This window comes from Bacillus sp. BPN334, assembly GCF_008368885.1.
GTDB classification, from domain to species: domain Bacteria; phylum Bacillota; class Bacilli; order Bacillales; family Bacillaceae_G; genus Bacillus_A; species Bacillus_A wiedmannii.
The window spans coordinates 190,202-209,432 of record NZ_QOZW01000013.1 but is presented as its reverse complement, the minus strand read 5'-3'; the positions used below and the strand labels follow the sequence as shown (position 1 = coordinate 209,432).

The following is a 19,231-nucleotide window of genomic DNA, read 5'->3' as shown; positions in this document are numbered from 1 at the left end:
TGCCAAAGGTAAGTTTTTTAGGAATACCGATACATCGCTATCAGGTCAATTAAACTGGTATCCTAGAGTCATCAAATTAAGCAATAAATAACATCACCTTCATTTTTCCAGTATTTTGAAGGACTCACAAAACAAAATTATTATCTCTCCACAGTTATCTATGAGAAGTTTGCTCGTATTTTATTTTGGAAAACCATCAATTTATCAGTAGTCATATCTAGAAACCTAAAAAAGTCCATTTAGAAGATCTAAATGGACTTTTTTACTTATATAACACTATTTAAAGTTAAACAAATACGTTTGAATAAATGTAGAACTCAAGTTTCTTATTGACACTCCCCCTTAAAGGGGACAGCTGACTAAAGTCTTGCGTAGACTTTCCCATATTGTAAATTCTGTACCCCTTTTCCTAATTATTGACTTACTTTTATTATTTCCTTTAAATATCTTTGCATATTTTGATTTACTGCATAGACATAACATCCATTTATCCCTCGTGATAATAATACATAATAAATACGTTTAATATAGGCTGTTAACTCTTCATTATTTAAATCAGTCCCCTTAATAGGAAGGCCGTTTCGATCTTTATACTCTTTTGGATTGACGATGATTTTTGCTTTATTCAAATCATAGTCTCCATTTTCTTCACCTGTGTAATAACAATCAATTTCTGCTCCTAAGATCACTCCAACATAATTTAAATCAGCACCTTGGGTAGTATGAATACACCCTATTTCATCTACACTGTTTTTAAAATTAATCCAATCTTTTACCTTTGAGTTCCATATAAATGTATTACCTGTAACAGGATCTTTTATATCATATAGATTCTTATCCTTTTGTGTAGCCCATTTCCAAGAATAGCCTGCAACTACACGACATAATTCATATTCTTTATTTAAAGATTTGATAGAATCATTTAATTCTGTAATAGAGTCCATTACTTTAAAGTCATAACCCTGTAATAATCCTTCCTCATAAACACCAACATTATTTGCTATTTGTAGATATTTACGCAGCCATGCTAAATATTGCTCTCCAGATTTTAAACGGAATTGTTTATGTAAGGGATGCCTCTTATAATTCACTGTCAACTGTTGGAATACATCTGTATCTATATCTGCAGGTCGAATAGTTTGGTATGGATCATAAACCACAGTTAAGTGATACGCGAAGGTTTCTATTAACTCCAACTCAGTTGTATAACCATTATCAGTGACTAAATGTTTTAAATCACGTGCTTGTTTACCAAAATATTGTTTCAGACGATGCGCTTCGTCCACAAAAACATATTTATATTTTGTGCCCCTACTTTTTGCCTGCTTAATAAATTGTGAAGGCGACAGTACTGTAATACTTTGTAGACCTAGTTTGTTCATTAGGCTCTTATATAAATTTAATGAATGATTTTGCGGAACAACAAGTGCTATATCTTCATAATTCAAGCCCTCTCGTGCTTTACCAGTTTCATTGTCATAAGCAAGCGCATATAAGATGTTTGTTAATACAATTGTTTTTCCGGTACCCGGATCCCCTGTAATCAAATGTCGACTATTTGATGTGGTAAGCATCGTATTAAAAATGTCTTTACAAACCTCAATTTGATTAGCCGATAGCTCTTTAAATGGTGAATATTTATAAATAAATTTATTATGTATCTCGCCTAAATTCTCACTAGCTATCCCTTCTTCAATTAAATGATTCCAAATTTCTTTAAACATACTCTGAACATTTTCAATCCCGCTATAAGAATGAATCTTTTGGCCCCTTACTTTATTCAGTAAGTTAAATGTATCATCTGCAGATAAATATTCAATTAACAATGTTTCAATATGCTTAATTGAACTTTCATTAAATAATTCGCTTTTTATTACGATAACTTCATTGAATGTTTTACTTTCATCACTTAAATGTGCAACGAAACGCTCATATATATCTGTGGACTTACCTACATATAAACTTTTCTTATCTCGTTGAATGTAGACTACTGGTACTGTATCAATTTCAAAATCTTTCGTACAGCCTTTCTCAAAATCTTTTCGCTTCTTCTTAATTATTTCAAATGAAGATAATTTTGCTGCAACTGATATCAATTAAATGACCCCCAATTTTTAAGTTAATGAATATTTGAGAATGGTGAATCTTGTATACCATTTGAATCCAATACACACATCCCATTCAAATTCCCATCCCTCTTCTTTTACATACTTATTTCAAAAAAACTGTAAAACGTTAATCGTTTTACAGTTCATTATATTTTTTATTTTTTCCAAATGCCTTTTCTACTGGATATTTCTCTGCATTCTTGAGTAATTTGGCATGTACTTCCTCTTCTAAATCAATATTCAATTTATCACTTAACATAAGCAAATAAATCATCACATCTGCTATTTCTTCTTTCATTTCCTGCATTTTAGTTTCTGTTGCTTCTTCACTAGACTTCCATTGAAAAGTTTCAAGTAATTCTGCTGCCTCTAAATTTAATGAAATTGCCAGATCCTTTGCATTATGAAACTGACCCCAATTTCTCTCATCTCGGAATTTTATTACTGCCTTTTGTAAATCTTGCATCACTATTAATCTCCTCTCTTTTTCATACTATCTTTTCAAAATAACACGCACTATATATAGAATCTCAACTAATCCACCTTAATCCAGATATAATCGTCCTCATATTTAACGTTTAATTTTAATCGGATTCCTTTCATATATTCCTCTAGTTGTTTTGAAAGGCTCTCATCACCGACTTGATTGTATCTATCCACATCTAAATATAACTTAAATACACTTCCATTCGTTAACTCAAATTCCCACTTTAGAAAGTTATGTAACATACTTTCCTTACTCATGTATTCATTTGCTTCCATATATTCTAGTAGCTCATGTAAATTATAATATACTAAGCTACTTTGCCTGAGATCATGACATTTTGGACAATATTCTCTATACCTATCTTGCAATTGCATAATCATTTCTGTACCACATTGATAACATTTACACATGTAGCAATCTCCTTCAATTCTCTTATGTTCTTCATACAATTGAAATTATGAACTATACTATTTTGTTTTAAAAATGTTCCTCTTATGCCACTTAAAGTATAATTTATTTTCTAGATGAATTTCTATCTTAGCTTTGGGTCTTAATCCAAATATTAAATAATCTGTTTCTACTATCAATGGAGAAATATGCAATCGGCCTTGTCCATCAAATGTAATGAACCCTTTATCATACAAGGCATCATGATTACAGCAAAGTAACACACCATTATAAGAATTTAATCGCTCCATACTTGTGCTATCTTTCCATGGCTTTGAATGACTTGCTCTTAATAACTCTGGCAAATTTATTCCGCATAATGCACATTTTCCGTTCCATAGCTCCATTAATGCTTTCCTGAATTTTTGCTGTCCAATTCGAATTGTAGCTTTTACCTCTGATTCCGTTTCAGATATCACAGGAATTAATGTGTTATTTTCAGTCCTTCTTACCTCATCAACTGATAATTCTAATTGCTCATTTTTCTTCTCATAAATGTTTAAATCACTAATTAGTTCAATTAATTTGAGGGCTAATTCTTCATTACATGGATATAAGTATCCTTGATTTCCTTTTGCATCTGATTGAAAAGGTGAATATTTAATTGGCAACAGCTGCGATATCTCTTCAAATTTCTCACGTATATTAATTGGTTTTTCCAACTCATGATATTTTAAAGACACCAAATAGCCCTCATCATTCCATTGATCATGACTTTTCATAATCGACGGTTTATTCGATTCTTTACAATCTTCTTCAGCAATACTAACCGCTACAATGTCCCCTTTTACATAATGAAAGATTCGATCTCCATTTTTTACATCCATCATTCTTTTCCATGAATGTGGTACATTACCGCCTCTATCCTTTTTAGGCGACCAAATAATTTCTAATTCTTTTTCCTCTTGATAAGTATGTCCTTGCATAACAATAAAATGATTCATATATTCTCTCCTAAGGCGTTTATTTACTACGCTGTATTCTCTAATAAATATAATACTAAAAAAACTCTTCTATGGTTAGCAAATAGTCTGTTTAAGTGTATATTACTCATCTATCGTACTTTTCTTAATTTATTAGAATTTCTCTCATGAAATTTACTTTTGCAATTCATAAATTAAATATATATCACAGAAATATCTACGAAGGCAGCACATACTCTATTATTAAATCACGTGATATAAGTTCTATTTTACTCCTAAACTATTCCCACCTGTAACCACTAAAAAACATTTTATATCCCTTTACTCTAAAATTGAGATTTCTCCAGAAGCAAAACTACCACCAAGTAAAATGGCTTCCAGTTCTTTTTCTTACTGTAGATGTTTATTTGAAAATGATTCAATAATCTCATTATGTAGAGTCTTATGTTCTATTACATATTCCCATTAATTACGTATCTTTATCGAGTTGTTCTCACTTGGCCTTCTCCTCTTCTATAAATGAATTATTAGGTTCTCTTTAAAATTAGAGAACTCACTCTCACCATGTACTTATAACTTTTGTCTCTTGTCTCTACTTAAGAACATCCTTACTGTGATTTTATATAGCTCTTTTCGTTAGATACTAAATGTTTTAATTCATCACTACACATTCCTTCTAAACAACCATATTTCTTTTTAGCTTAAAACCTACTTTATATACCCACTTAAACAAACCAAAAAGGACTCCTTTAAGTCGATTAATTGTGCATAGCAAAATAAGCTGTATACACTAATCGGCTCAAAGAAGCCCTTTCAAAATTGAAACAAGAACAAAACTTGCTTCTACAACTCAACCACAACACATAATGTGTGGGAATAAACGGAATCTAATAAGCAAATAATATAATTATATATTACATAATAGAGTTATTTTTCTCAAGGATATTTCATTAAAATATTCCTACAGTGCTTCTACGGTAGGAATATCAGCTGGTGCCCACTTTAATTGCTTTAAACCTTTAATACTCGTCCATTTTAGCTCTGCATGCTCAAGAGCTTTGGGCTCACCTTCCAATATTCTTGCTTTATATGTAGTAAGATGAACAACAATAGTTTCATACTCGTACTCGACCTCCTCTACCTTCTCATCTACAACAATTCTACACCCAAGCTCCTCTTTTATCTCTCGAATTAATGCAGCTTGTGGCTCTTCTCCCCTGTTTATCTTACCACCTGGAAATTCCCAATAGTTCGGTAACGTCATTTTAGGAGAACGTAATGCACATAAGACTTCATTATTTTCATTAACAATTACCGCACCAACAACTGATATTTTTCTCTTCATTGTTACTCACTTCCTTATATAGTTTAGTTAATGTTTAATATCTTATCTTGATTTTCATATTTCTTAATCCTTTTCTCAAGCTTTTCCACATCATTTTTATCATTAATTCACCAAAATAAAATATAGACTGTAAATACTGTTAAAAAAATTAAAGGCATGACATAATCTGCCATGCTTTTTATCATACATGCTCAACAAGTATATAAGATAGGTTGAAGATAAACTGCCTGTAAAAATCTCATTATTTATGCTAATAATCCTTAGCCTTCGCCTTATATCGATTGTACTGGTTATAAGACAGTCCTATCGCTTATAAAACGATGTATTGATTGTAAACAAATCTGATTAAAAATCCTGTTTGGAATGGAGGATTTTTTTCAACAACCAGACGCTATTATGTGAAATCTAAGATAATAAATAGTTAAACTTTTTAAAAATTAATACTTAAATATACTATAAAATACTCCATTTCGATCCTTTTTTCAAAATATACATTCTCATTTACCATAAAATACAATTCCCGAGATATTTTTAATCGGATTTATTTTAAAAGTAACACCTAATTAAACGTTCACTTTAATTCTCCTCTAAATGAAAATATTGTTTACCTCTTTAAATTCATCACTAAGCCTGTTTTTAATATCTTTAAAAATAAAATAATTCATATTATTATCTAAATCCTCATAATTAGAAATAACTAGAATTTCTATAAAATATTTAAGGATTTTATTCACTTTGTTCATCATTAAGATTAATAACTCTTCTTCCTTAACAATGGACAATATATCATCTATGTATTCACTACAAGCATTAAACATTGTTTCACGTGAATGTACTACATCTGATAAATCCCAATATTCTTGCTTTACCTTATCAGCAAACTTTTGATTCATTAATTTTTTCAAACTATCCTTTTTATTTCTATTTAAACCTTGAGAAGTGCTAATTTGATCTACTATATTTTTAAAACTTGATTCAATATTATTTGAGAACTTATCAGTAGATCTGCCGATAAGGTGTATTAATAAACCTTTTGCATAAGTTTCCATTGAGCCTCTTAAAGTCATAGATGATAGCCTATATTTTCCGCATAAAATAACCCACAAAAATTCCATCAAACCATTTAGTGATTCCAAAAAATAACTTTTTGGATCTTCAGCTAAGGTAATTTCACTTAACAGTTCTTTATAAATATAAAGGGATTTATGAAAATCCTTAATTAAATCCATTTCCGTCCATTCACATATAGGTATTCCTAACTTTTCTTGAATTATCATTTCAACCTTATGATAATCCTCTAATATTCTATCCGATAAATTTTCTTGATAATTACTCATATTTATTATTCTTTCTTTGCTTTAAAATATCATCTAACAAATTGCTATCATTTTCTTTTTTACGTCTTTTATCAGTACTTGGAGTTGAATTTTGATTCATAAAATTTATATGTTCATTTATTAATAAAGATGTAAGATCCCTATCATCATTATTTAAAATTAAACGAGTAACCCTTGCAGATAACAATGTTCTAGATTTATATAAATAATCCTTAAATGGTTCATTATTATTTAAATAGAGTTCATATGGCATTAGATATGTATTTAAGTCTATGTTATTGTTAAATATGAATGTATCGTATATAGTTTGATTAACTATCCCAATAAATAAAATTTTCTTTTCTTGAAAACTAAATTTTTTTCCTTTAAGTAAGGATTCTGCTAATTTTGCATCCATTATTACACCTCCACTGTTATAGATAGTCTTTTCTCAATTTCATCTATTAAATCTAAAACTCGTTCTTTTAATTCTGGGTACTGTGTATGTTTCCTATATATTACAGAAGAGCTTGAAATAGCAGGTTTATTATATATAATTGTATCAAATTCTTTTACTTCTGACTCCACTTCAAGAGCCATTGATTCATAAAATTCTTCAATAGATTCCTTAAAATCCTTATGTCTTCTAGCTATTCCTGTCGGTGATGAAGTTTCATTTAACATCATATAAACTACACCAAGACATTTTAATTCCCCATCTACCCCTGCAACCTTATCACTTAATTGTTCCGATAAAATTGTTATACCAATTGTTGAAAACTCATCTAATTTTGTCGGGATTAAATAATAGTTTGATACAGATAAGGCCACTGAAGTTAATTGTCCCCAGGTAGGAGGACAATCAATTATTATGTACTCATATAGAGAATTTAAGTCCTTCCTCTTAAAAAAGCTACTAAATCTATCCGCAGCGGTAGTATTTACATCTACAATTAACCTTAAATCTCCAGGTATAATATCTAAAGATTTCAAAGTTGTATCTGTTTTACTACTTAATGTGTAAATTGGATTAAATTCTGATTGTCCTTGTTCCTCCCTTCTTACGACCCCCCTAGATTTTTTTGTAAATATACCTCTAACAGTATTATCAGAATTACGTAATTGTGTGTAATTATCAACATTACCTTCATAGTATTTAAATAGTGTCTGAGTTGTATTAAATTGCGGATCAATATCAATAACGAGAACTTTTGCTCCTTTTTGCGCTAATTCTAAGGCTAAGTTGCATGATAGCGTGGTCTTTCCTACCCCTCCCTTCATATTTAGTACAGAAATAATATTACATTCCATATCTACACCCCTTTTTCTAGATGTTCTAACTATAGTTTATATAATAAATCAAAATTGCATAAAATATAACAGTATAGGAAAAAATGAAAAAAATAATATATAATTATTATTTCTTTCCTTGAGAAATCACTTTAAAATTATTTAACTTAAGTGGATACAGATCAAAGAGATGTCTAAAATTAAACATAATCAAAACCAACTTTTACTTACTTAGACTCAATTTTTATATTTCTCAGAAAATATTATACCCAAATTATTTTTATATTTTTAATTAATAATTGACAAATGATGCTACTTTTTCACGAAAAAATTGATTAATTACAAATAAAATCTTTTCATTTATAATAAGTTTTTATCATATAAATAGCATGTACTTGCTTATAATACAAAACGTTTTTTATACGTAACAGTATATAAAAGCTGACACTTTATTCTATATAAAAATTAAATATAAGCTGCTTTAAAAGCTTGTTGGACAGCTTGTACTTCAGATGAATTTTTCCCCATATAAGTTTGTTGCTACACTAATACAGAATACAACCCTCTTTTAATTCTTTAAAGTCAGATGTCATATTTAATTCATCTGTATTCACATAATAGAAGATATCTAACATCTTATCTTCTCCAATATTTTGGACATTTACGCCATTATGATTACCACCGCTAGCTATCAGGTAAGCTACCTTATTAATAATACTAGAGTTTGTATGCACGCCACCATGATCGTGATCAGAATCAATAGGTAAATGGTTATAGTGTTTATAATCTTCAGGATATCTAGAAGATATTGATGAAGGATTTTTCATATCTCTAAAAATTCGACCTGATTATTCTCCCATCGTCCAATTAAACTTCCCATTATTAGCATACTTTTCAACAGCTACACCTAAAATATCGGATAAAGCCTCATTTATTGCACCTGCTTCTCCTACGTACCCAAGTCCAGACTCGTTTCTTGTAACCGCATGTGTAAACTCATGTCCTGCCACATCAAATGCTCTGACAATTGGATCTCCTTATACTAGCATAGCCCCATTACAGAGTTGATGATACGGGAAACACACGCAGGACTTTAGTCCGTCTTTAGACGTGGGGGGAAAGTATCGTTTTTGCATAGCTAAACATGGTATACTTTATTCATAGTCATGCAAAAGACTCTAAAACGACTGTTCTCTGAAAACCGAATACATATAAGGTTGAAATAGCAAATTCTTCTACTTCGTAAAATGTATTAAGTCGTCATGCAAAAGACGTAAAAACATTTGAGAACCAACAAACTGCACGGTATGGTCACAGTACCGTAGCCCACGAACCTATATGGTCTGTCGCGGGAGTGGTGATGGCACACCGCAATCTTGCACGTCAGCGATACTAGAAATGGACTTCGCCTTTGGTAGCAAGAATCCCACTGACGTAAGTCAGCTGGCCCCTTTGGAGGTGGGAGTGTCAATAAATGCATTAAACCACTGCTTAAGATTACCTTTATTCATACCATTTGTGTTCCAGCCATGAACTACAGAAATTACATGTGCCCCCACCATAAAATACTCTAGACATCGTGCTTTCTTAGCTTTATGTTTCTTTATAAATGTGGAAATTTTGTTATACATACAAGAAAAGTTCCCTGCCTCATGACAGGAAACTTTTCACATACTATTAGCCTAAAAACCTAAGATTCCTACAATCTGACGAGCTTTAGCATTATCTATATAATAATGCATCTCTAATCCCCTTCTTTCTACACGAAGTACGGTTCCCCTTAATTTTGAAAGATGCTGTGAAACAGTAGATTGTGGGAGTCTTAATATTGCCGTTAATTGCGTAACATTACACATTTTATGATGCATTAATTCATTTACAATTTGTAATCGTACCGGATGTGCCATTACTTTTAAAACATCTACGTCTTCTTCACGGATTTCAGCTAGATCTCTATCAGTTACTACTGTTTTCATTTCGCATTCTCCTTTAATTATTAATTTCTATTTTTCTTATTATCCTTATAAATAGTACTTATAGATGATTACGATTTGTCCTGTTGAGAAAATATATTCTCTTCTTAAAACAAAAAGGACACCTATCCTGAAAACAGTTTTTTCACATAACTTTGATCTATGATTAACACACTTTGCTAAGTAAAAATACTTCTCCTATCCTTTGTTTAAAGCAAATAAAAAATTCTGCTTTTGCCTTCCCGTCCTGAAAAATTGATAAGCAGTATCCCCCATCTCACACTCTACAAAATAATCATTTTATTTCTCAACACGAATACCTGGAATTAAAATACCAAAAATGGTAATATGAAGTCACCTTCAGTTGTCAATTGTGTCCCTTTTTGAAAGGCCCTGTCTATAATGACAAGGCCTTTTAAATTTCCCTAACCTAAAATATCCTTTTTATTTCGTTTTTTAGTTAACCCAAATAATATGAACGAATAAAAATTGATTTTATACACAATCTAATTAATAAACTGTGGTATAACGGGTATAGAAATTTAGTTTATTTTTAAATAAAAAGAAGAGTTAATTTTTGATTAACTCTTCTTTTTTGCAATTTCCCGCTCGTTATTAGCAATTAATTTACGAACATGCTCTTCTCTATTTTCTTTTATAAACTTCATCATTTCTATTAGCTTTACTCAAATTAGCTCCTAGACGTTGCATTTTCTTATATACTCTATTAAAAATCTACACTACATAGAATGAATGTTTGTTTCGATCCAATTCCTTACTCCTTCAATCAAAATAATAACTTCTTCTATCAGTTTAACCCCTTATAAAAGCTTAATTATTCACCAATATAAATGTACCAGGTCCTATAATTAGCCATTTGTCCCATTTTTATTTTATGTCGGCCTTTATCAAATGCATATTCCACATTTACATTTTTGACCAATCTATCAATCTCTTTGTCTAGATTTAAATCAGGGTATATCATAGTAACCCATCTTTTCGTCAACTCAATAGATGGGTTATGGTTTTCGAAGCTAATAGTAAAATTATTGCCACCCTTTTCATTTATACTCAATGGCACATACCAATCTTTATTTTCTTTTGCCATTTTAGATGAAGCTAAATATATTACAGCACTTGTCTCCCAATACTTTATATCTAGATTATATTTCTCATTTATCTCCTTAATGAGATTCTGTGCCTCTTTAGATATAGATTTACTATACACGGGAACAATATCCACTAACGATTTATTAAAAGTGAAATCATCTGTCACCATGGATCTCGGTATCCCCAACGGCATTACTTCAGGTTGTCCCGGCTTCTCTAACTTACGCATTGCATTATATAGAAACTGTGCATATTGCTCACGAGTTACTACTTTTTTAGGCTCAAATAAATTGTCACCTGTGCCCACAGCAATTTTGTTCTCTTGTAGGGCACTAATCGCCTCAGTAGCCCAATAATTTTTTTCTACATCATTAAAAGTAGTTATAGATTGTTGCTTTAAATTAAATGTTTTTTGTAAAATTGCCGCTAATTGTTCACGAGTTAATACATCATTTGGTCCAAATTCATTATCCCCATATCCATTCATAAGACCAGAACTGACAACAGCATAAATTTCTTTTTCAAACATAGTACCTTTTACATCTTTAAATTGATCTTCAAACCTATCACCTACAAGTAATGGCTGTAGATACACATATAGCAGACGAGCTGCTTGTCCTCGCGTAATATTATCGCCTAATCCAAACATTCCATTTCCATAGCCAGCTATCATTTTTTTATCTTTTAGGTGCATAATTGCATCATAAGACCAGTGATTTGCAGGAACATCTTTAAACGTTGTGTCTGCTTGTACATTCGTTAACGATGTTAATGTCGTCGTAGCAAGTGTAGCTCCTATTAAAAGCATTTTTGTTAGTTTCATACTGTAATCCCCTTATTTCTACAATTTATTATTACAAATAATTTCATTTGTCTTATATAATTCATTTCCTAGCATATTAATATTAACATAAAATACAATAATTGTTATATATCAATATTTGATTAAAATATTTCCCTTATACATTAATAATCTCTGTTCTACTTTCGGAATTCCCCTGAACATGTATGTAAAAGATATGTTGATAGTAAATAAAAAATTTGATAATAATCAATCATCTGTACTCCCCCTCCATACAAAAAATAAGAAGCCTCTTTTTGAGAGACTTCTTATTTTTAATACAAACGACATACATAGGCTAAATATACACAATAAAATTAGGTTGCTGAACCTTATTGCAGCTTTATTATAACATATAACCCCCTTGTTTTGTTTAATAATTACAAATTTTACAATTTTATCAACAATTGAGTTTTTATTTACATACAATGAATGCACAATAAAAAAACAACAAAATATTCACTTATAGAACCAACGTATGTAAAGACCAGCTACCATCCCATTCATAGTTTTGAAAAGTTGTTCTCTCCTTCTATAAGAATACTTTAAACCTCGGATAGATCACCTTATATTGACATCTTATGTATGCAGAATTACATATCAATATCGATTGAAAATCATTCTCGTTGTAACTATAATGGTTTCAAGAAGTGATATTTTCACTTCCTTTTCAAATCTCACAATATATTAAAGGAGGACTAGCATTATGAAAAAAGTTATTTTAGCAGGGGCATTAGGAATTGCAGTACTATCAGGTATGAACTTACCAGGAGCAGAGGCATCAAAAGCGAGTGCGGCAACTGCGAATTTAGAAATTCAAGAGGTGACAAAATATTACTCTATGAGTTCGTATGAAGTTTCTCAAAAAGAATCATTTAATCTTAGTAAAGGGGAAGAACTTACGGTCTTTGTACAAAATTCCGGGTTCCCAATTTCTTATACAGTCTTTGATGCGGATGATCAAGTAATTGGCACATACAATGCTAATTCACCATACGGTCGCGTATTCAAAGCACAAAAAGACGGTAATATTTCTGTTCAATTTCAAGCAGGAGTAAATTCTTCTTACATGAAGAAGATGAATTTCACAGCCAAATTTGCAGTGTCTAAATTTAACTATCAATAAAAATTTTCACTATCCTCATTTAAAGGCAAATTAAAAAGGTATATCCCTTCTATGGGATATACCTTTAACTTTAGTGAATTTTATATTGACCAGATAACTGCTCTTGCGCCATACGAACTAAACGTTTTGTAATTTCTCCACCTACTGAACCATTTGCTCTTGCTGTTGAATCCGGTCCAAGTGTAACACCAAACTCCTGAGCAATTTCATACTTCATTTGATCAATTGCACTTGCTGCAGCTGCTATTAAGATTTCGTTTGAATTATTATTTTCACGAATTTGCATTTTTTAAACACCTCCGTTGAATTTGGTAATATCATGCTCTATTTCCAACAAAATATGCAAAAAAGTTTATTCGCTTAGCCATTTTACATATATACCTAAGCTTTCACACTTTATATGGGAATAAATAAAGGCATAGGTCATACCTATACCTCCCCCTTCTCCTATCCTATTTACTTTTGAATTCCCCTATTAACTCCTGTAACTCTTGGGAGAGCCAATTTAAAGAATTGGCCAACTCTGCAATATCTTGTACATACAGTTCTTGCTCGTTCATACTTGTCTCTACATTACTACTGCTATTCACATATGTATTTGCAATGTATGAAAATTCATTTACAATCTGAACAATAGTTTGATTATCTTTTAAAATGTCACTTGAATTATTCAAAGTCGCTTTAATTTGATTTGTAACAGATTGTGCAGATTCTGAAATCTTTTCAAAGAAAACACCACTACTTTGAACAAGTGTTATTCCTGATTCTATTTCCTTTGAACTCTTCTGTATGGATCTTAGAGCTTCATCTGCTTCAGCTTGGGTTTCATCAAATAATTTAGCTATATTCCTTGCAGATGTCTCGGTTTTTTCCGCTAATATACGTACCTCATCCGCAACAACTGAAAATTCTTTCCCCACCTTTCCATCACATGAGGCTTCAGTAGAAGCATTTACAGCTAATAAACTTGTTTGATTTGACATAGTTGTAATTACAGTAAGAATTTCACTAATCTCCTTAGAACGTGCTTCTAATGCATACATACTAGAAGATACATCTTGAACTGTATCTTGGATTCTTTTCATTTGATTTACAATTTCCTTAATCAAATCTTTTCCTTCTCCAGAATTCTGTTCCATGTCTTCCGAAGTATTCCTAACTTGTTCTGCAGCTCCTGTAATTTCTTTCAGCTTACTTTTCATTTCTCGAACAATTCCTAAACATTTTTGCACTACATATTCGTGAGAATGTGCTCCTAAATTTAATCCTGTAATAGCACTTGCAATTCCTTTAAAAGCTATGCTATTCTCTTTTGTACTTACCGACAATTCCTGTGAGGATGTTGAAACTTGTTCAGCAGTCTGCCTTACTTTATCTAAAATCCTATTAAACTTTTTAATAGTGTTATTGAAATAGATATTAGTTATCCCTATATCATCAGACCCTTCATTCAATTTAATACTTAAATCCCCTTCACCAACTTTACGTAACCCTTCTTGTAAATCCTTTAAAGGCGATAGAGATTTTCGTGAGATGAATATTTGAATTGTAATTGCGATTGTTAATGAAATGATTATAAATAGTAAACCATGCACTATAAATTCTTTCTTTGTAAGAGGAATAATAGAAGCGTCTAAATCCGCTGCAACAATTGCAATTATATTATTATTTTCATCAGTAATTGGCTCTAAAATTGTTACCCATGTACCTAGTACATCTTCATACACTTCTGTCATTTGTGCCTGTTTCGTTTTCATTACTTGGTCGTATGTCTTCTTCCAATGAGTAGGATGCTCATAATAGTCACCTGTTTTTACAGAACCTAGTTTTACAGAAACCGTATCTGCTAATTCTGTATCCAAGGCTACTAATTGTAATTGAGCTTTATCATTTAGCTTGGCTCCTGTAACATATGTTTGTCCGACACTTTTCATATCTTTTATGGCTTTATCTAATTGATCTGTCAATTTTTCTTTCTTCACTCTTTGTGCTGTGGGGTCTTTTGCTACATCTCTTACTATTTCTAGATCTAATTGATTTATTATTGTATCTCCTGTTTCAAAAGACTGCCTTTCAAATATAGACATCATACTATTTTGAAACATGTTAAAGCTTAACAAACCCATACTTCCCACAAGCGTTAGAATTACTAATACCGTTAGTAATACATTTTTCTGAAGCAACGATAGCTTATGCCAATATTTTTTCATTGATTTCACCTTTCTTATTTTCAACAATACAAAAACAAAGTAGTAACTTATTAAAAGGTTCTATTTCTGTTATTAACTTAAACATTAAAATAGCAGACTTGTCATTCAATCAAACGTTCCAATTTTTTCGTTTGATAGATCTTCTTTCCTTTTATACTGATAGTTTCACTATAATTAAAGAAATAATTTAAAGTTTATTTTCTTCTTTTCGAAGCTCATTCTGATCTATTGTACAAATATCAGTTTTCCCATTTGCAATCGCATCCTTTTAATATATGTCCAGCTGCTTCTGGAAATCTATTAAAAGGAAGACGTAAAACTTCTACTACCTCATCTCTTCTATTCGTACTGATATTTTCTAAATTGATGTGTTAAAGGCTTTGCCTACAATAATTGCTATAAAATTTAATGGCCTACTAAGAATATGTTAAATTTCATATTTATCCTCTAAAAAATTTCACATTAAATTTGTTGGAGTTCCTTCAGTGAAGATTTTTTATAATATCGTTAGTTTTAAATAAAGACAAGAATTTTTAAGAGCCTCTTCTGTAGTTATCTTTATCTTGCATAACAAAAAATTGGTAAGTTGAATCCAATCTCCCATTTTATAAATTTTTTCCTTATTTTTCTATAAAATTTTAATATTTACTTGTACAAATTAAACTTAGACTGTTTTGGCCTTGATTCTTTAATTGTCTTAAATTCATATGAAGCAGCATAGTAAGTAAAGTTTTATATTAAAAATATGCAAAAATACATACTCCCCCAAAACTATATGCACTTAAATATTCATATAGTAAAATATTAAATACAAGAGTGCCCTATACAACAGATTTCCTTAAGAAGCTTGATATATTATTTATCATAGAATTGTTGTGACATTAATATCTCACTTTGCTCTTTAATATTTTGATATTAACAATATGGTGTTAAAATATGCCTACTTTATAGCTACACCTATATAAGCCAAGGATTCAATTACAGAACAATTTCCATCAATAGTAAACGAAAAAAGATGTGAAACAAAAAGAGACCCAATTATATATTACTTTTTGTATATGTGTAATAAAAGATTATAGGAGAAATATATATGCTAAAAAAAATAAATAGATTTATGTTTGCTTTGCCTACAATTTCTTTTGTTTTTCTTATTTTATTAGGAACATTTTTATTTGTTATACCACTAGATCTATTCTTACCTGAAATACAAAAAAACCCAATAACAGAAGCACCTCTTATTCTGCAAGTTTTATTAGGGGTATTGGCGGCACCTATATATGAAACAATAGTTTTTCAAGTATTTTTATTTTGGATATTAAGTTGGATTCCTTATATTAAAAATCGCGATTACCTTATCATTTTAATGGCATCAATTATATTTGGATTAAATCATAAATATGGAATCACTTATATAGTTGGTACAACCATAATTGGTCTTTTATATAACTATGCTTATTGGGTATATAAAAAAAAGAATGAAAAATATCAGGTTACATTGCCTGCTTTTTGGGTTGTGTTTTTGATTCACTTATTACATAATTCTATTGCTTTTATAGCATCAAATTTATAAATTTAAAGATAATATAGATTAATGAATTATGTTTGTACTTATTTAAGGTAAATGACACGAAATAAAGATTAGAGAGTGCCCGTATTTTCAAAGCATAACTAAGAATTAAGCCACCTGAGTCTATATTTGTATGGGCTCAGGTGGCTTAATTTCTTTTGAAATCTTTAATGATTATAAAACTATATATATTTGCGCACTTAACATAGCGAAAGACTTCTTTTTATACATGCATTATCCTAAAAGTTTCGCTTTCGTGACATACTTTCCTTCATTTTTCTAACATCTCATTCTCTTCTTCCAATCGTTTAGTCTTAGTACCTAAACATAATCCTTTTGTTTCCCCACTTTATTCTTCTAGTTCCTTAATACCTACAGTTTCGAATTATTTCATCCAACAACTTATAATAGGACAATAAATCTCTAATTTTTTCGCAACAGTTTTATCCTTTATACCTTTTTTGAGTATAAACGCAATTCTTTTTCTTTGCATTTTGTATAGCGAGTAATTCTAATTTAACCCATAGAAAAATCCTCTCCATAGTAAACAGGTTAATGTGTTTTCTTTTCCTATCTACTATAAGGGGAGTATAGCATAGCTTCTTTTTTGTAAAAGATTTAAGATTCTAGCACAGTAATTAATTGCTGACGTTCTTTATCTCTAAAAATTTTAATTTCATGTTTAAACTCATAATTTCCTGCTTCAAATCTAACCCATTCCTTACTTATCCAATATACAACATCTACATTCGCATCTAAAATTACAGAACATATGTCTACTAATTCTTCCTCGTAAAATGGCGCTTCTTTCGCTAGTTCAAAAGCTAGTACTTTTGGATCCTTACTTTTAATTTGAAGTTCCCTTGAAGTTTGCCCTAAATACTGCCATGGAGAATGTAGAGATTGCACATGGGAATTTTGAGTTTCTTTAAGCTGTGATGAAGAATGTATTGTTGCAGCAAATGTAGGTTTACTCACTCCTATTGTTGCGCCTAAAGCAATAGAAACAATAATAAGTTTTTTAATCATTTTTTCAGCCCCTTTAATTATTTTGGATATGCTTCCTTTTTATACTACGTTCATGTTCGTGTAAATGAAGATGATTTGACATGATTCATCATTTTTCTCAAAAACTGTATATTAATTAATCGCTGTAAATTCACCAAAAAACAAAAAAGTTTCCGTAGGGAAACTTTTTTGTTTTTTGTATACATTATATGTATAAAAATTAATTTTGAAAATATTTACTTATTTGTTGATAAAATTGTACATGGATATTATTCCTAATATTATCTACACGCATCTCATGCAAAGCTTCACTACAACATAAAGAAATTCATCTTATGACCGCGTTTCTTCTTACGAAATTAAGTGATTGTTTCAATAGCTGGTTTGGGAATCATAGAATTACTTTCTTTCTCAGCCTTATTATTATGTTATTTTGCCTAAAATTCCAATATCCCCATTACTTCTTTCGTAAATAGTTTAAAATCAGTTAAATGTTTTTCAATAATTTGACGAACAATATCTAAATTTACACTTTGATAATCATGAACAGCAATATTACGAAATCCAACCATTGCCTTTAACTTATTTGCTAAATCCGCGCTAAGTAATCCTGCTGTAACCAATAAATCAAAGGCCTCTCGACTAGATTGGGGTAGTCCTAATTTTTTTCCTGCAACAATATGCATTGCTAAATCAATACTTGCTTCACAAGCTCTTTGTATGTTCAATATTATTGAATCTTGTTTTGTAAAATCCTCTAAATTTTCAGGGTCATTTCCATACACATCTTGGATTCTTTTTATACAACGCTCTACTGTAGAAATTTTATTTAAAATAACCTCATTCTTCATATATAGAACCTCTTTTCTTTATATCATCAAATACTATCTGTCGTTCTTCATTCAATTTTGAATACATTTTTAAGGTTTTCATTTCAAAAATAACTTTACGTTTTTCATCCGAACAAAATATTGTCTTTCCTGTATGTATAATCTGAGCTTGAAAAACTGTAGAAGCTTTGGATAAATCAACTAAATCAACATCTCTATGAACAATGTTAGCTAACTCCTGTGCTAATAAAAAACGTTCATAGTTCCCTAAAGTTGTGTCACTTAAATAAGCTATATCAATATCACTATCTTCTCGTTCTCTGTTCTCAGCCGTTGATCCAAACACAATTATCCAATAGGGATTCACCGTCTCTTGTAATTTTTCTATAATAGCTGTTATCATGCTTTGAAAAATCATCTCATTAGTCCCCCTTAGTATACTTGAATTTTATTATATCATAACCAATCATCAATCCTTTAAACTACTACAAATACTTAAACAAAACTAGAAGCTTATTTCTGACCTAAAATTATTATAGGTCAGGAGTAGGTATGTTGTAACTTTGAATCTTAAATAATTGTTTATAATCCTACACTTCACCTATTAAATGTCTTTTATATTTTCTTCTTGCAAAAGTAAAAGACTGACA

Annotated in this window: 17 protein-coding genes and 1 pseudogene; 2 read left to right on the top strand and 16 right to left on the bottom strand. The window is 30.4% G+C overall.

Features of this window, described 5'->3' with window-relative positions:
- Positions 1–413: 413 nt before the first annotated feature.
- From DN393_RS21405 to DN393_RS21350, 11 genes and pseudogenes are all read right to left on the bottom strand, one after another.
- Entirely contained in the window at positions 414–2,096 is a 1,683-nt protein-coding gene (locus DN393_RS21405) for a DUF2075 domain-containing protein (protein WP_088047562.1), read from the bottom strand.
- Positions 2,097–2,244: 148 nt separating this feature from the next.
- Entirely contained in the window at positions 2,245–2,574 is a 330-nt protein-coding gene (locus DN393_RS21400) for a nucleotide pyrophosphohydrolase (RefSeq protein WP_149173876.1), read from the bottom strand.
- A 68-nt stretch (positions 2,575–2,642) separates the two neighbouring features.
- Entirely contained in the window at positions 2,643–3,005 is a 363-nt protein-coding gene (locus DN393_RS21395; RefSeq protein ID WP_149173875.1) for a hypothetical protein, read from the bottom strand.
- A 57-nt stretch (positions 3,006–3,062) separates the two neighbouring features.
- Positions 3,063–3,986, bottom strand: coding sequence for an HNH endonuclease (locus tag DN393_RS21390; protein ID WP_149173874.1), 924 nt, complete (start codon positions 3,984–3,986; stop codon positions 3,063–3,065).
- 940 nt (positions 3,987–4,926) lie between these two features.
- Entirely contained in the window at positions 4,927–5,310 is a 384-nt protein-coding gene (locus DN393_RS21380) for a (deoxy)nucleoside triphosphate pyrophosphohydrolase (protein ID WP_149173873.1), read from the bottom strand.
- Positions 5,311–5,897: 587 nt separating this feature from the next.
- Positions 5,898–6,647, bottom strand: a complete 750-nt coding sequence (locus DN393_RS21375; RefSeq protein WP_149173872.1) for a hypothetical protein — start codon at positions 6,645–6,647, stop codon at positions 5,898–5,900.
- The gene (locus tag DN393_RS21370; protein WP_149173871.1) at positions 6,640–7,044 is read right to left on the bottom strand and encodes a hypothetical protein; all 405 of its coding nucleotides are present in this window, start codon (positions 7,042–7,044) and stop codon (positions 6,640–6,642) included. The genes DN393_RS21375 and DN393_RS21370 overlap by 8 nt, the downstream gene beginning before the upstream one ends.
- A gap of 2 nt (positions 7,045–7,046) precedes the next feature.
- Positions 7,047–7,937 (bottom strand): ParA family protein, encoded by an 891-nt coding sequence (locus DN393_RS21365; RefSeq protein WP_149173870.1) that lies wholly within the window; start codon positions 7,935–7,937, stop codon positions 7,047–7,049.
- Positions 7,938–8,381: 444 nt separating this feature from the next.
- A pseudogene (locus DN393_RS21360) lies at positions 8,382–8,974 on the bottom strand (M4 family metallopeptidase); the annotation flags it as partial.
- A gap of 624 nt (positions 8,975–9,598) precedes the next feature.
- Positions 9,599–9,892, bottom strand: coding sequence for an ArsR/SmtB family transcription factor (locus DN393_RS21355; protein WP_149173869.1), 294 nt, complete (start codon positions 9,890–9,892; stop codon positions 9,599–9,601).
- 832 nt (positions 9,893–10,724) lie between these two features.
- Positions 10,725–11,822 carry an S-layer homology domain-containing protein gene (locus DN393_RS21350; RefSeq protein WP_097818941.1) on the bottom strand — a complete coding sequence of 366 codons (1,098 nt, stop codon included), beginning with the start codon at positions 11,820–11,822 and terminating at the stop codon, positions 10,725–10,727.
- Positions 11,823–12,546: 724 nt separating this feature from the next.
- Here DN393_RS21350 and DN393_RS21345 point away from each other — a divergent pair.
- Entirely contained in the window at positions 12,547–12,966 is a 420-nt protein-coding gene (locus tag DN393_RS21345; protein ID WP_149173868.1) for a hypothetical protein, read from the top strand.
- A 70-nt stretch (positions 12,967–13,036) separates the two neighbouring features.
- Here DN393_RS21345 and DN393_RS21340 read toward each other — a convergent pair whose 3' ends face one another.
- Both DN393_RS21340 and DN393_RS21335 read right to left on the bottom strand, forming a co-directional pair.
- Positions 13,037–13,252: an alpha/beta-type small acid-soluble spore protein gene (locus tag DN393_RS21340; protein WP_070169552.1), complete on the bottom strand. Its 216-nt coding sequence runs from the start codon at positions 13,250–13,252 to the stop codon at positions 13,037–13,039.
- 166 nt (positions 13,253–13,418) lie between these two features.
- On the bottom strand, positions 13,419–15,176 hold the full coding sequence (locus tag DN393_RS21335) for a methyl-accepting chemotaxis protein (RefSeq protein WP_149173867.1): 1,758 nt from the start codon (positions 15,174–15,176) through the stop codon (positions 13,419–13,421).
- 1,090 nt (positions 15,177–16,266) lie between these two features.
- Here DN393_RS21335 and DN393_RS21330 point away from each other — a divergent pair.
- Positions 16,267–16,746, top strand: a complete 480-nt coding sequence (locus tag DN393_RS21330; RefSeq protein ID WP_149173866.1) for a CPBP family intramembrane glutamic endopeptidase — start codon at positions 16,267–16,269, stop codon at positions 16,744–16,746.
- Positions 16,747–17,361: 615 nt separating this feature from the next.
- Here the strand turns inward: DN393_RS21330 and DN393_RS21325 are convergent.
- The 3 genes from DN393_RS21325 to mntA form a co-directional block, all read right to left on the bottom strand.
- Positions 17,362–17,772: a hypothetical protein gene (locus DN393_RS21325; protein ID WP_149173865.1), complete on the bottom strand. Its 411-nt coding sequence runs from the start codon at positions 17,770–17,772 to the stop codon at positions 17,362–17,364.
- A gap of 416 nt (positions 17,773–18,188) precedes the next feature.
- Positions 18,189–18,602, bottom strand: coding sequence for a type VII toxin-antitoxin system HepT family RNase toxin (gene hepT, locus DN393_RS21320; protein ID WP_046956013.1), 414 nt, complete (start codon positions 18,600–18,602; stop codon positions 18,189–18,191).
- Positions 18,592–18,999, bottom strand: coding sequence for a type VII toxin-antitoxin system MntA family adenylyltransferase antitoxin (gene mntA, locus DN393_RS21315; RefSeq protein ID WP_149173864.1), 408 nt, complete (start codon positions 18,997–18,999; stop codon positions 18,592–18,594). The genes hepT and mntA overlap by 11 nt, the downstream gene beginning before the upstream one ends.
- Positions 19,000–19,231 lie beyond the last annotated feature (232 nt).